Origin of the sequence: Leptospira perdikensis (assembly GCF_004769575.1) — a bacterium.
Lineage (GTDB): Bacteria > Spirochaetota > Leptospiria > Leptospirales > Leptospiraceae > Leptospira_A > Leptospira_A perdikensis.
On record NZ_RQGA01000014.1, the window covers coordinates 780,470 to 793,727 of the forward strand.

The 13,258-nt window shown below is 39.9% G+C and carries 13 protein-coding genes; 3 read left to right on the forward strand and 10 right to left on the reverse strand.

Translation table 11 applies throughout. The annotated features are described in order from the left end of the window. Positions 1–13 precede the first annotated feature (13 nt). From EHQ49_RS16450 to EHQ49_RS16460, 3 genes are read right to left on the reverse strand one after another with little or no spacing between them, the layout of a single operon-like run. Positions 14–814: a hypothetical protein gene (locus EHQ49_RS16450; protein WP_135580703.1), complete on the reverse strand. Its 801-nt coding sequence runs from the start codon at positions 812–814 to the stop codon at positions 14–16. A 3-nt stretch (positions 815–817) separates the two neighbouring features. Further along, positions 818–1,966 (reverse strand): LIC10775 family protein, encoded by a 1,149-nt coding sequence (locus EHQ49_RS16455; RefSeq protein WP_135580704.1) that lies wholly within the window; start codon positions 1,964–1,966, stop codon positions 818–820. 3 nt (positions 1,967–1,969) lie between these two features. Beyond that, positions 1,970–3,436 carry a hypothetical protein gene (locus tag EHQ49_RS16460; RefSeq protein ID WP_135580705.1) on the reverse strand — a complete coding sequence of 489 codons (1,467 nt, stop codon included), beginning with the start codon at positions 3,434–3,436 and terminating at the stop codon, positions 1,970–1,972. Positions 3,437–3,529: 93 nt separating this feature from the next. Between EHQ49_RS16460 and EHQ49_RS16465 the strand changes: the two genes are divergently transcribed. Continuing rightward, complete coding sequence (locus tag EHQ49_RS16465) at positions 3,530–3,796, forward strand: hypothetical protein (protein WP_135580706.1); 267 nt, start codon at positions 3,530–3,532, stop codon at positions 3,794–3,796. Between the two features lie 32 nt (positions 3,797–3,828). Here the strand turns inward: EHQ49_RS16465 and EHQ49_RS16470 are convergent, their stop codons facing one another. The 3 genes from EHQ49_RS16470 to guaB are packed head-to-tail and all read right to left on the reverse strand — an operon-like array spanning position 3,829 to position 6,823. Beyond that, entirely contained in the window at positions 3,829–4,509 is a 681-nt protein-coding gene (locus EHQ49_RS16470) for a 16S rRNA (uracil(1498)-N(3))-methyltransferase (protein WP_135580707.1), read from the reverse strand. Positions 4,510–4,513: 4 nt separating this feature from the next. Further along, a complete protein-coding gene (locus EHQ49_RS16475; RefSeq protein WP_135580708.1) occupies positions 4,514–5,287 on the reverse strand; it encodes an outer membrane lipoprotein-sorting protein in 774 nt (257 codons plus the stop codon). Positions 5,288–5,296: 9 nt separating this feature from the next. Then, a complete protein-coding gene (gene guaB / locus EHQ49_RS16480) occupies positions 5,297–6,823 on the reverse strand; it encodes an IMP dehydrogenase (protein ID WP_135580709.1) in 1,527 nt (508 codons plus the stop codon). Positions 6,824–6,920: 97 nt separating this feature from the next. On the opposite strand from guaB, the gene EHQ49_RS16485 reads away from it, so the two are divergent. Then, the gene (locus tag EHQ49_RS16485) at positions 6,921–8,078 is read left to right on the forward strand and encodes a DUF1577 domain-containing protein (RefSeq protein ID WP_135580710.1); all 1,158 of its coding nucleotides are present in this window, start codon (positions 6,921–6,923) and stop codon (positions 8,076–8,078) included. Between the two features lies 1 nt (position 8,079). Here the strand turns inward: EHQ49_RS16485 and EHQ49_RS16490 are convergent, their stop codons facing one another. The 3 genes from EHQ49_RS16490 to EHQ49_RS18750 all read right to left on the reverse strand — a co-directional run bounded on the left by EHQ49_RS16490 (position 8,080) and on the right by EHQ49_RS18750 (position 11,685). Beyond that, positions 8,080–10,017 carry a B12-binding domain-containing radical SAM protein gene (locus EHQ49_RS16490; protein ID WP_135580711.1) on the reverse strand — a complete coding sequence of 646 codons (1,938 nt, stop codon included), beginning with the start codon at positions 10,015–10,017 and terminating at the stop codon, positions 8,080–8,082. Between the two features lie 45 nt (positions 10,018–10,062). After that, complete coding sequence (locus EHQ49_RS16495) at positions 10,063–11,322, reverse strand: EAL domain-containing protein (protein WP_135580712.1); 1,260 nt, start codon at positions 11,320–11,322, stop codon at positions 10,063–10,065. Positions 11,323–11,520: 198 nt separating this feature from the next. Further along, positions 11,521–11,685 (reverse strand): hypothetical protein, encoded by a 165-nt coding sequence (locus EHQ49_RS18750; RefSeq protein ID WP_002981258.1) that lies wholly within the window; start codon positions 11,683–11,685, stop codon positions 11,521–11,523. 79 nt (positions 11,686–11,764) lie between these two features. On the opposite strand from EHQ49_RS18750, the gene tmk reads away from it, so the two are divergent. Next, positions 11,765–12,373, forward strand: a complete 609-nt coding sequence (tmk, locus tag EHQ49_RS16500; protein WP_135580713.1) for a dTMP kinase — start codon at positions 11,765–11,767, stop codon at positions 12,371–12,373. Here the strand turns inward: tmk and EHQ49_RS16505 are convergent. Then, positions 12,356–13,255 carry a class I SAM-dependent methyltransferase gene (locus tag EHQ49_RS16505; protein WP_135580714.1) on the reverse strand — a complete coding sequence of 300 codons (900 nt, stop codon included), beginning with the start codon at positions 13,253–13,255 and terminating at the stop codon, positions 12,356–12,358. The two genes, tmk and EHQ49_RS16505, sit on opposite strands and share 18 nt — an antisense overlap. Positions 13,256–13,258 lie beyond the last annotated feature (3 nt).

Here is a 13,258-nt window from a genome sequence, read left to right on the forward strand (position 1 = left end):
GGAAAAAGGTTTTTTAAAGAGATTCTTTTTCGTTCGAAAACGGGAAATAAACCACAAGAGCCCAGAGAAGTAAAAGAAACAAAAAAAACAAAAATGAATAAATTCCTTTGGTAAAAAATTCGGAATCCATGGTTCCTCGCCAAACAAGAAACACCGAATCCTTTGTAAGAGGAAGTTCTTCCCGATCCCAAATTGGTTCTTGTAAAACAATCCCCCCCGAATATAAACTAGAAAGATTACATTTGAGATCATCTTTAGTATAACAAAGAGCATATAACGAAGGTTTGATTTCTCTACCGGATACAGCACGAATGCGTTTGTATTGAAAACGAATCACAGGGCCATATACAGATCCCCCCGACCTTCTTCGAACAAGAAGTGGAGATCGGAATTCTCCTGCATCGACATCATCCAAATAAAAATCGCGAAGAAATAAATATCGGTAATTTAGATAATGAGATACTTCTTCTGGAAGTACTTCTGTCTTTGCAGTAATGCCTAAACTATAACCAATCGAGTCTCCTAAAAACAAAATGGAGTTTCCTCCGGCAAGTAAGGACAAAAAAACTGCTAAAAGAATTTTGAAGCCAGATTTCTTAGTCAGTAGGATTCCTAAAAATAGAACCGGTAAAAACAAAACGAGAATGGCCCAAACAGAAATGGAAAGAGGAAAAAAAGCACCAAAAGGTAATAATAAAATCCCAAACCCAGTAATCAGAGAAAACCCCACCCAAAAAATAAAAAAAGAGGATGCCGGTTCCCCATTTGGTTCCGGTTTTTTTCTGTTTTGATTTTCTACAAAACCAACAAACATCCATTACTCCTTAACTTCAAATGAACTTCGAATGGTTTGCCAATAGAGCTCTGCTATTTCCTTTTCTCGTTTGGGATAAGATAAGGAAAGAAAGTAACCACGAGGTGCGTTATAAAGATAATACTCTTTCATTTCCATTGCAACTGAATTTCCAATTTCATCCACCTCAGTCCATTCACTCAAATATTCTGATTTAGATTCAGTTCGTTTGAATCCCAACTTTCGAATGAGAGCCGGTGTGAGGGAACGCATAGAATCCCAAAATCGAAAATAATTTTTGGTATTTCGAAGAGGCCTTGTTTTATCAAAACTAGATCCAATGGATAGGATGATTTTCGGCAAGTTTTTCTTTTTTTTACCTGATGTTTGTAGTTTCAATGCTTCATCCCATTCGGTTTGACCTTCCGGTAAATAATTGGAAAGGAATTGAACAAAACGTACGATTCGATAAATAGAATCTTTGTTTTCACCATAAATCCCAAGTCGGTTTCCATACAAACCTTCATAACGGAGTTTCGAGGAAAATCGAATTCGATATCGAAAAGATTCTGATTCTAAAACCAAAAACTCTTTAGGTTTGGAATCACCCACATAACAGCCATATGGTTCACTCACTAAATCCAAGGGAATGGTTTGGTCTGACCATTCATTGGCTGCCCTGTTCGTAATTTCATTGGAACGAACAAGCCAACCTGGGAAAAATCCAGGTTCGGTTTCTAGTTTCAATCGGTAACAGAGGTGGATCCCTTTTCCAAGAAATACAGCTTCTTTTTCTTTACGAACCTCATACAAAGCTTCGAGTTCTTTGGAAGCAATATCGGCCTCATCTACTACCGGAAATTCTTTATAGTATTCATCATCAATGAGAAACCTCATCTGTCCTGATGGGGATACTAAATAGTTTCGACCAAGGGAGTCTTTTTTTTTGACTGTGGATTGTTTGTTTTTGAATTCGGAAAGGAAACGATGAAAACTACGATTCTCCTCTTCTTCTGCATCGGGAATCCAAGGTCTTTGTAATAAAGGATCAACAATGATTCCGGAATTTGGTTCTGGGTTTAAAACAATAAAGGGGATAATACAAAAGACAAAAATGAATCCCAATTTAAGGAAAAACTTTAAAAATGGAAGAGAGTATTTCCCCCCTAACATTAATTAGGCCTGGTATTTGGATTGTATAAAATTTAGCGCCATAGTGAAAATCTTAGAAAAATCTTTTTTATGATTTTCATCAGTCACCCGAGACAGAATGCCTTTGAGAAGAGTTTGCACTTGTGTGTAATTAGGAACTTCGAAAAATGCTTTTTGGATGTATGGCCAAGCCATTTTTACCATTTGCATAAACTCAGGATTCCCTTTCTTAAATTCCTGAATCATACGATCTAACGTCAGTTTAACAATTTGAAAATTCTTTATTTTTTTAACAATACCTACTAAAACATCGCGACTCAAATCTGATTTGGAACTCATCATTTGGAATAAAGAATTCCAATCCACTGGTTCATTTTTTTGTTCTTTCAGAACTTGGGTGCGTAAAGACACAACTGCCTTTTCAAATTCGGAAAGACCACGTAACCAATTTTGGTATCCCACTTGGTCGGCCTTGGTTTGGTATCCTGTGATGGTCCCCACAAGATCCATAAATTCTTTTACGCTAAAAGATTCTAACCGTTCTAGATTGGGATCGATTGCTACAACAGGTTCCGGTTCTTCAAAATCAACATCTATATCTTGAGAAAAGTCATCATCATCTGTATTTGAATTTGATGCAGTTGAACCATTTGCAGAAGAATCAGAATCATCAAATTCTAAATCTTCAATTTCATATTCTTCCGAAGAAGTGGATGTAGCATTTTTTGCGGATGGTTCCGGGATGGGGTTGTCTTTGGGGTCTGGTCCGATTCTAACTTCTAAAAGTTCACCAGTAAGATTTTCAGCAAAGGTTTCTACAATTTCCAATAGAATGGATTTGTCTCTTTCTACAATGAGGGATTGTTTTTTGACAACAGGTGCAGGAGGAGCATTCGCCACGGCCAATGCATCAGTAAGAGATACTGGTTCTTTTTCTGAATCTGCACTCGCTGGCATTGCAAGAGCTGCTTTCGCCGATTCTGCCATTAGGCCTTTCGGTTCGATGATTTCACCAGTAAGAGGATTTTCTAGGACGATCAAAATTCCTTTTTGTGCAAACACAAAGTCTTTTGGATGGGAAACTTGCAATCGTTCAATGATTTCCTCGGCCACGGATGAAAAACTGGGAGCCGGTGCATTTTCGAGTTTATCTAACTCCTGGGCCTTTAGTTTTTCTTGTACTTTGTTTAAAACTTCGATAAAGTTAGTATTGAGATAGGCTGAAACTTCATTCTGAGGAACACCTAACATTGTCGCAAATTGAGGGAGATGTTCAAAGAACTGGTCGGTCTTTTTGATATTCCCAGTCATATAGGATTTGATCTGTTTTGCGACCTCTTCCACTTTGCCCGGTTCCATTTTACGGGCTTTCAGTAGTTTTTTGAAAATATCGATATGGGCGTGGAAATAGGATAAAAATTCCCCGTAAGCGGTGAATTCAAACTCTCCGTGCGCTTTTTTTTCTAAAACCTTTTTGGAACCGTCTGACATAATAGAATCTCATCCAATGCATAGGAAAAGTCACAAGGGTCAAGATTTTTACGAACCGATTGACGAAATGCAGGGAGAACGGAGTTTAGGAATATGAATCGTTTGTTCGTTTTGGTAGTATTGTGTTTTGTCATGATCTTCTCTACATCTTGCACAAAGAGAGAAGACAAAACTGTGGAAAGAAACCTAATGACTTTCCTATTGACTTGTACGGGAGGAAGCCTCGAAGCCTGTAATGCCGGATGCGCTGCCAAATATCCCAACGTAACTGGAGATAATTACCCTGCAGCTTCTGCTTGTTTTAGCGCTTGCTCCACAAATTGTAACTTATCCACCACGATACTTCTACTTACCAATTAGTCACAAAAGGGTAAGTCTCTTACTTTAAAAATTTAAGTTCCGTATGTAAGGAAACTAGCAGCTACAATGCCTGCTGTTTCCGTACGGAGCACCCCACCCGGAAGAACCAGTCTCTGGATTTTATTTTTTTCCATCCACTCTTCCTCCTCTGCGTGAAACCCACCTTCAGGTCCAACCACAGGAATTTTCCCCGATAGATGGCTCGCACGAAAAGTTTCTAATCCTTGCGGATGAAGCACCACCAAACTATCTTTATGTGATTGCATCCATTCACTCGCAGGTTCAATGGAAAGTGTAAGGAGTTCTGTTTGTTTGGACTGAGCCGCTGCTTCTTTCACTATTTTTTCGGCCCGCTCCAAATTGAATTCTTTACGAATGGAATGACGAAAAACAAGAAAAACAACTGCATCAAGACCTATCTCTGTTACCTTCTGTAAGAAAAAATCAAAACGGTTCCCCTTTGGTAGGGCAATGGCTACTGTTTTCCGCGCTGATTTTCTCAGCACTTTCGTTTCTTCTAAGAATTTTAACTCTTTAGAATGGGGTGAAAACTGGTAGTTATAAAGACCACCAACTCCATCCCGAATTTGAATTAGGTTTTCTTCCTTACTTAGCCGTAAGGCCCGCAAGTGGGCCATTTCTTCTGGGGTGAGGGTTATTGTTGGTTTTTTGGAAAACCCAGTACGAAAAAGGATAAGACCAGGTTCTAACAAAGGTTTAACGACTTAAGTTATCAACAGCAAATAATGAAGCATCAGGATTGACTGATTTATCCACTTCCTGGATTTCCCAAACTGTGATGCTACCTGTATTCAAATCTAACATCTCGAGTCGTGAGGCTTTTTGGATTTCTTCCACTTTTCCAGAAGTTTCTTTTACTTTCACAGGTCCGTATTTTAAGTTCAAAGTTTTAAATAGAATTCCGTCCCGATCATGGAAGTCAACACGATAGGGTTTCAAATCTTTTTTACCAACAAGAAGGACTAACTTTTTGTAAAAGTAAGGAAGGATGGGTTTGAGTGAAATGCGGTAATACACTTCTCCTCCGATCTCCAAATCAGCATTCACAAGTGGATTGTAATTGGCCTGATAAGAATATCCAGAAAGGTCCACATAAAAAAATCCAGTTCCCATCAGAGCTTCATACTTTTCATCGTCTGTTTTTCGAAAGAGTTTGGCACTGAGAACATTGAAGAAAAAAACATTTTCCCCTTCATCCTTAGTGAGTAGTTTGGATTCAAGGCCTCGACCCTTTCTATCGAATAGGAGCAGAGCATCTTCTCCATTAAAAAACCGATTGATTTTCCAAGTTTCCGACGTTCCGTTCCTACGGATGAGAACGTAAGTTCCTTTCACAAGGCCTTTTCCGAAATCCATTTCTCGATCCAGCCTTGCCAAAAGTTCTTGTGCCGATAAACTGGCATCAGGCGGTGCCTGTGCCTCTATCGAAACAAAACTAAAAAAGAATATGAAGATCCAAAGTTTTCGCATTTAAGGTTGTTATTCCGCTCTCATGGATGGTTTTGTGTAAGAATACAAGCCGTGAACACTACCTTGTGCCTGGGCTGATTCTGTTCTTCGTTCGAAACGAAGTTTTCCTTCCCTTAACGCTTTGTGTAAATCAGTAATATTTCGAAATCCCATGTCTTGGAAACTTTGTCTGAGTCCTTGAACAAGATAAGGAATGAGGTTGAGTACGGATCCTTTATCCACAACGTATCCAGAAACACCTTGTGCCACTTTGATCTTTTGTGACTCGGAGAAGTACCGTTTGTCTCCACCCTTACTCATTGCTTCTAAGCTTGCCATACCCCGATATTTCTTTAGACGAATTCCATTCTCGTAAAAATACTCACCAGGTGCTTCTTTTGTTCCTGCAAACATAGAACCCATCATACACATAGAAGCACCAATCGCAAGAGCATTGGCAATGTCTCCTATATTGGAAATACCACCGTCAGCAATTACTGGAACTCCATGTGCCTGTGCATATTCTGCCGTTTTGAATACCGCAGTGGCCTGTGCACGACCCACTGCCATTGTATCTTGTGTGATACAAATCGAACCAGGGCCCATACCAATACGAAGTCCGTCAGCACCAGCAGCGATGAGGTTGGCCGCTTGTGCTTTAGTAACCACGTTTCCACCAATCACATCGATATTTGGAAAATTGGATTTGATCCATTGGATCATTTCCATTTGGTAACTAGAATTTCCTTGAGCGGAATCGATGATGATGGCATCCACACCCACTCCGGCAAGGGCAGCCATTCTTTCGCGTGACTCAGGTAAGGTGGACAGCGCCGCTCCCACACGAAGTCTCTTTTGATCATCTTTTGAGGATTGAGGGAATTCTTTATTTTTTTTCAGATCACTGCGACAAATCAATGCCACAAGTTTCCCTTGTTTATCTACAATCGGGAGTTTCCCTTTTTTACTAGTGCGTAGGATATTATTGGCTTCTTGTAAACTGATGCCGACACTTGCAGTGATGAGCTCAGTTGTCATCACCTTGCCGAGTTTGATGTCACGATCCCTTTCAAAATCCACATCTCGGTTGGTAACAATTCCAACTAACTTTGTGCTTGCGGTTCCATCTTCAGTGATAGGAATCCCACTAAACCCATACTTTTCTTTAACAGCATCCAAATCAGCAAGTGTATGTTCTGGAGAAAGCAAAATTGGATCTTTAATGAATCCATTTTCGTATCGTTTGACTTTGCGAACTAGGTCTACTTGTTCATCGATACTATTATTATAATGTATAATTCCGATTCCGCCCATGAGAGCTTGTGCGATCGCCATTTCAGACTCAGTGACTGTGTCCATAGGTGAACTCATAAGAGGTCTTTTGAGTGAAATATTTTTGGAAAGTTTGGTTTCGAGTTCTACATCGCTTGGGTTAAAGTCTATAAAACCGGGTAGAACTAAAAAATCCCGATACGTGAGTCCCATGTTGACCGAGAAGAGCTCTTGTCCACTGACTCCGTCGAGAAGCTCCGATCCTGGTAGGGGGTGATTTGACATAATTATCCTTCCTTTTTCTACTTTAGGTAAGAAAACTCTCCTTGCAAGAGAATTTCAGGAGAAATTTGTCCGATAATAGTAAGTAACACGACCTTTTATGGAAACACTAGAAAGAAGTAAGCGATCTTTGGATGTATTTTCCGACCAAGAGAAAAAACTCCACGTTTTGACGAAATTTTTATTAAACCAAGAATTGAGTCTAAAAGACAATATCCATTCCGGGGAGAGTTGTTTTCTTAAAAAAGTTTCTGCGGACGGGAACAAAGTCCTTATCAGCGTACGTCCAACACTCACCCTCTCTGTGGGACAAAAAATTACTCTTTACAAAATCTTGGGGAGATACCTCCACCTAGAGTGCACCGTCGAACAAGAAAAGGCGGACTCCCAATATGTTTTACATTTAGACAAAATTGCCATTGCGAAAAAAGACAGAGAAAGCTCAAGGATTCCCGTTCCCCCGGGTTCCGCTTGGATCACCAATGTAGTCTCAAGTAAAGCAAAAATAGAAACGGATATGTTCCATGTCCCCACAGCAGTAAAAGTAAACTTCCAAGATTATGAAACCAAACTAAAGAACTCGATAGATTTTATAAAAATTTCAACCTTCAACTCGAGTGATGACAACGAAATTATCCGCCAAATCAAAAAAACAAAAAAAGGCCTACTTCTTGAAGATGCCACAGATCGAAAATGTTACGAATCTTCACCTAACGAAGACTTCTTGGTATTTTCAGAAGAAATCGAAGAAGATATTGACAAAGAAATCAATAACAAACGAAACCAAAAAATTAAGTCGGAACTCATTTTACCTATTCTCTATCTAACCGATGAAGAAGAGTCCATCCCCATTGGTTACATTCAGATGCAAAGTAAATCGGAAACCTTTGATTTACTCAAAGCTATGGAAATGAAAACTGTATGTTTCGAAATGGTAGATCGAATTCGTCATTCCAATATGATTAAATCGGATGGAAAGTTTCCTGTGATTGATATCTCCGAGGGAGGACTAAAAGTGATTGTTGACCATCCTGATTTAATCCAAAGCCTTCCGAAACTATCAGGATTCCAGTTTGATATATTTTTTAAAATGCAATCTCCTTTAACGGCTTTTGGAACGATCAAAACCATTACTAAAAATGAAGAAGGTCACCTAACAGTAGGACTGGCGATCGCAGGTCACTCTTCTCGGTCGGGTGAGAAAAAACGATTCTTAGAAAACGTAGAATTTTTTCGCAAACAAGTTCAGAAACCCTAATCTAAAGTTCTCCGTAACCTAGGACTTCCATTGACCATTTTTCTTCCAATTTCCGAGAAGAAAAAGTTATGGCCTCAGGATCCATTTCTTCTTTTAGAAAAACAAAATCAGATGTATCTATTTCTTCTCCTGTAATCAAATAAAAAGCTTCTTTTGTTGGATCCAAATTCCGAATTTGATTCGTGTCGATGGTTTCATAAATTAAAAAGGAAGTAGAATCCAATTCAGAATTTCGCCAGTTCTTTAACTCGCTATTTTTTCCATCGAATACAAAAACCAAACGGTGTTGGAGATTTTCGCCCCGGTGTGCAAGTGTACGAGAGAGATAGGAATTTCTTTTGGTTTCCAAAATAGAGACAAGTTTTGAAATTTCATCGGGTTTCGGAACACGAACCAAAGGTAAAACAAAATCCACCGTACAAAACGGCTCGGCAGTGATTCTTGCATCAATCAAAAACAGAATACGAGAAAGATCTTTAGAAAGGTCCTCTGTATGGAACCAAACACTATGATGGCGGCTTCCCGACCAGGACAACAATCCCGTTTCCGAAGTGGTTTGTTTTTCGGATGCCAAAGGATTTTTAGAATCCGTTAAAACAAAATCGATACGATCATTTTTGTTGGGTAAGGCCGCACATAAAAATGGTCTTGGAAATTCATCCAAACGTCTTTCGAGTAGATCCTCTGCAAAATATAAGGACTCTGTTAAATCACGAGGGCTAAAAGTTGGAGTTTGGATGATGCGGTAAGGTGGCGTTGGCATAAAGGAAAGACCTTCCTTTTCGGCATCCCGACGCATAGCCGTTCCTGGTAGCACTGACAAAGGAAAGGCCTGTACCCATTCTCCAAGTCCATGTTCCAAAAAGAAATGAATTCCCCTCTCGACATCATCGGGCCGATCTCCTGGAAGTCCAATGATCAAATCGAGAAGTAATTCCATCCCTTCTCCAGCAAGCATCTTGGCTACCTCTGCCACTTTATGTGGGCTACCGTAACGTTTGACACGTTTTAAGGTTTCTTCGTTTACCGATTGGAGTCCTAGTTCTACACGAGTGAATCCCGCCTTACGAAGTTTAGTTGCCAGTTTTGGAGTAACACCTTCCGAACGTAATTCGGCAAACATAGACATCCTTCCATCTGAGTTCACCTCTGCGATGGCATCTAAAAAGTTTTCAAAACCCGGCCGATGATTGAAAGTAGGATCTAAGAAAACAAGTTCTCTAGCTCCCTTCTCTTTTAAGTTCGAAATCAATCGAATGGTTTCTGGAATGTCCAGGGTGCGAAGGTTCTGTGAAGATTTAGGATAAAAACAATAAGTACACTGTGACTTACAACCTCGCACCGTTTCTAAATAAGTGGAACGTCTCGAATCTACTTTTAAATGTCCTGTTGTATAAGGAGAAGGAAAGTCGGTTAGAGGAAAGTCGGCTGCGATTTGTTTTCCAAATGAAGTGAGAGATCCGTTTTCTTTTCGATAAGCCACATTTTCTAAACCATCTAAAGAAGATTTAGAAACTAAGGCTCGCATTAGTTTACGAAAACTATGTTCTGCCTCACCCGATACGGCAATGTCGTAACCCTCTTCCCCTAATACATATGGGTTGTCTTCATTCACCTCGGGCCCACCGATCAGGATCGTTGTTTCTGGGTTTCGTTTTTTAACTTCTCTTGCGATATAAAGACTACGTTCGGTATTCCATAAATAAAGAGAGAGTCCTAAAAAATCAGGCCCTTCCTTCGCAATCCGCTCAACAAGTTCCCGGTCACCCAAAGAATCAGTATCTTCTGGAGGAACGACATAAGGACTCACTCCAAGGATCGGATCTTCTTTGGATTCAAGACAACTCGCCAAACTAGCAGCTGCTAAAGGAACATTTCCAGTAGCTGCATAGTAAGATGGTGGCGGAACCGGTAATTGCAAAAATTGTATTTTTGCCATATCTCTTGCCAGTATCCACCCAGAGAGGGATTTTCGCAAAACCTTTCAGGAACGAGAGACCACCACATCGATAAATAAAATCAAATTTTCGGAAAGGTTCCTCGCAAATGTCCGTAACATCATTCGTTCCGATATGTCGTGGTACATTTGGGAGAGGGTCCATGCATCCCGACTCGTTTTGGATTTGTGTAGGTGTTCAAAAAAATAAGGCCGAAAGGACCAGTTTTTACCCAAAAAAGAATAATCTGGCTCCATTTTACCAAACCGATCTCGTGAATAATTGGGAGAAACCTGAAAACCGAGAGGGTTTGTGATGTACATTCGAAAGAAATTCCCGTCTCCAAAGACATTGGTTTCAAAATCGCCTTTCCATTCCCAAATTCCATTTTCTTCAGTAAACCCCATCACAATTTCCGAAAGTTTGTCCTTCCAAACGGTTTCCCATTCAATCTGACGGTTCATTTCTCCTTGTTTGCGAGCATGAAAGTATTCTAGAGAGGATTGCATTTCGGTACGGTATTCAAATCGTTTGGCAAAGTATGGTTCTGGTTTGGCAAAGTAAAAACCCTGGATGTATCTGGCTCCATAGTTCAGAGCATTGTATAGTTCGTCTTCCGATTCAATACCCTCAAAAAGAAGACTACTTCCTAATGACTCACCTAACTTCGATAAGTTCAAAAGAATTTCTTTGAAGTTACGGGAGAAGGTTGATCTACGTAACATTTGCAAGTCTACCTTGATAATTTCCGGATGGAACAGTCCGATTCGGTCGAGATTACTTGCTTCCGATCCCGCATCATCCACTGCGATGGAAAATCCTTCCTGCCGATAGAGATTCAGAACCGGTCGTAAAAGTTCTAGGTTGTGAGGGAAACGTTCTTCGGTAATTTCAATGACAATCCGTTCTGGATCCACACCCACTTCTCTCACCATTCGGATGGTTTGGGGAAGTACCGTTTCCAATTGTAAGAGAGCATGGTACATTACGTTCGGGGAAATGTTTAAAAATAACTTGGTTTCGGGTGGTGCTTCCTTCGCAAACTTTTGTAAAGCAGCAAAACGAATTTCTTCATCCACTTGTTTCTTAAGATAAAAAATTTCATCATAACCAAAGGTTTGGGATAAAAAGAAATCTCCAAGACTCACAAGCCCTTCCGGTGTGGAAAGCCGTCCCAAAAGTTCGTAACCGTAAATACCAGTGGATTCGGACGAGAGGATGGGTTGGAAAACGGGAACAAGGGTTCCGCCAGACAACCAATCTTTCCATTCTCGCAGGAATTTATGACTTTCTCTTTCTGTAATCATTGATGGATACAATCTCTATATTGCAAGATCGGTACCAGTAAGCATTGTAGGGAATTTTACTGCATTTTGCTTAAGGGAGAGGCAATTGGGGAAAAGATAGGAAAAAAAAGATTATTGGTGCTTATAGAATAAGCAAAATGGCAAAAAAAAACCATCCAAGTTACCCGGGATGGCTTCCGCTTTGAGTAGTAAGAGTAATTACTTAATGTCTCTAGCTCTTGTTTTGAATGACTCATCCAATTTTGGCTTTTTAGAAGGTTTTGGTTCTTCCACAACTGGTGTTTGTTTAACTTCTTCAGAGGCACAGTTAATCATAAATACAGCCAAAAAAGCAATGATCAGCATAGACGAAATTTTTTTCATGTTTTTGCTCCTTAGACTAAATTGTCGAGTTTAGTAAATAAGTCGAGGAAAAAACGACCATTCTTATAATGGAGGGGATATGCCAAAAAATAATCAGTTCTTTGTCTTTGAAGGGATCGATGGTTCAGGGAAAACCACAGTCTCTCGTTTGGTTTCCGAAACACTACTCACAAAATCCATTCCTAATCTCTGGCATAGAGAACCCACTGACAGTGTACACGGAAAAAAAATCAGAGAGTTCTTAAACGGGAAACTCAAACTTTCAAAAGAGGAACAAATTGAAGTTTTTATTGCCGATCGCGAATGTTCTGTGAATGAAGTCATCTTACCAACGTTAAAGAATGGCAAATCGATTGTACAAGATAGATATTATTTTTCCACTGCAGCATACCAAGGTAGAGATGAGGAACATGCTGCTGACATTTTGTACAAAAATGAAGACAAAGGATTTCCTGAACCCAATCGTGTTTACTTTTTAGATTTGTCTCCCGAAGAAGCTCATGAACGTAGAACCACTCGTTCTGATGCCAAAGAGGTGTTTGATGTTGATTCAGAACAAATTCGTATCTATCAAAACTATTTGGCAATCTTACCAGAATCCACAATATTTGTGGATGCAACGGCGGACCTAGACGAAGTGGTTGCTTTTTGTGTGCAGGATATACTTAAGTCACTTGGAATTGAGTGATTCTTTTCGTACCATATACACCATCATGTCCCCTAACTGAAACCATTTCACTACACGGTCCATCACCCATTTCCGGAGTTTGAAAAATACACTAGCTCCGGGACGTGCAGTCATCCCACTTCCATAAGTAAAAGAAACGGGTTTTCTATACCCCAAATCCAAAAGTAGTTGTTTCAACCCTCGATAGGAATAATAATACAGATGTTCTGGAACATTCAAATACCGCCAAGCAAGCCCTGCTAGTTTAGCAAGAAGGCCATAACGACAAGTCGAAAGGATGAGCACTCCCCCTGGTTTCAAATGGTTCTGAATCTTTGCCAAAGTTTCTTTGGGTTGGTGTAAATGTTCTATGGTAGCCCAAAGAGTGATTACATCAAATTTGTTTTGAAACTTTGGATCCCAAGAAAGAAAGTTCTCTTGGAAGATATTTAAATGTAAGGTTTCGCGTGCAAAACGAACTGGGCCGTCAGCAATTTCAATTCCATACGCATCATAACCCCGATCCTTTTGGTAAGCCACAAAGTAACCAGCCGCACAACCAATGTCCAAAGAGGAAAGTTTTTCTCCAGATGACAAGGAAGAGAGACGTTCTCTTTCCCAAGAAAAAAAATCCAAATCATTTAGATTGAGTTGAAATACCCTGGAGATCTCTGTCCTTAGTTTGTCGGAATAATAATTGTCATACCCACGTTCCGTTCTCTGGGTAAAATAAGAATCGTCATAATACTTTTTAACCGAAAGGAAATCGGGTTGTGGATTCACTTGGACAAGTCCACAAAACTCACAAGATACGATAGCAAAGGATTCCCCAAGTGGGCTTTCTTTGGTAAAAATAGGACGGAAGCGGTTTTGTCCGCAGGTATTACAAGGAATTAGTTCCACAGA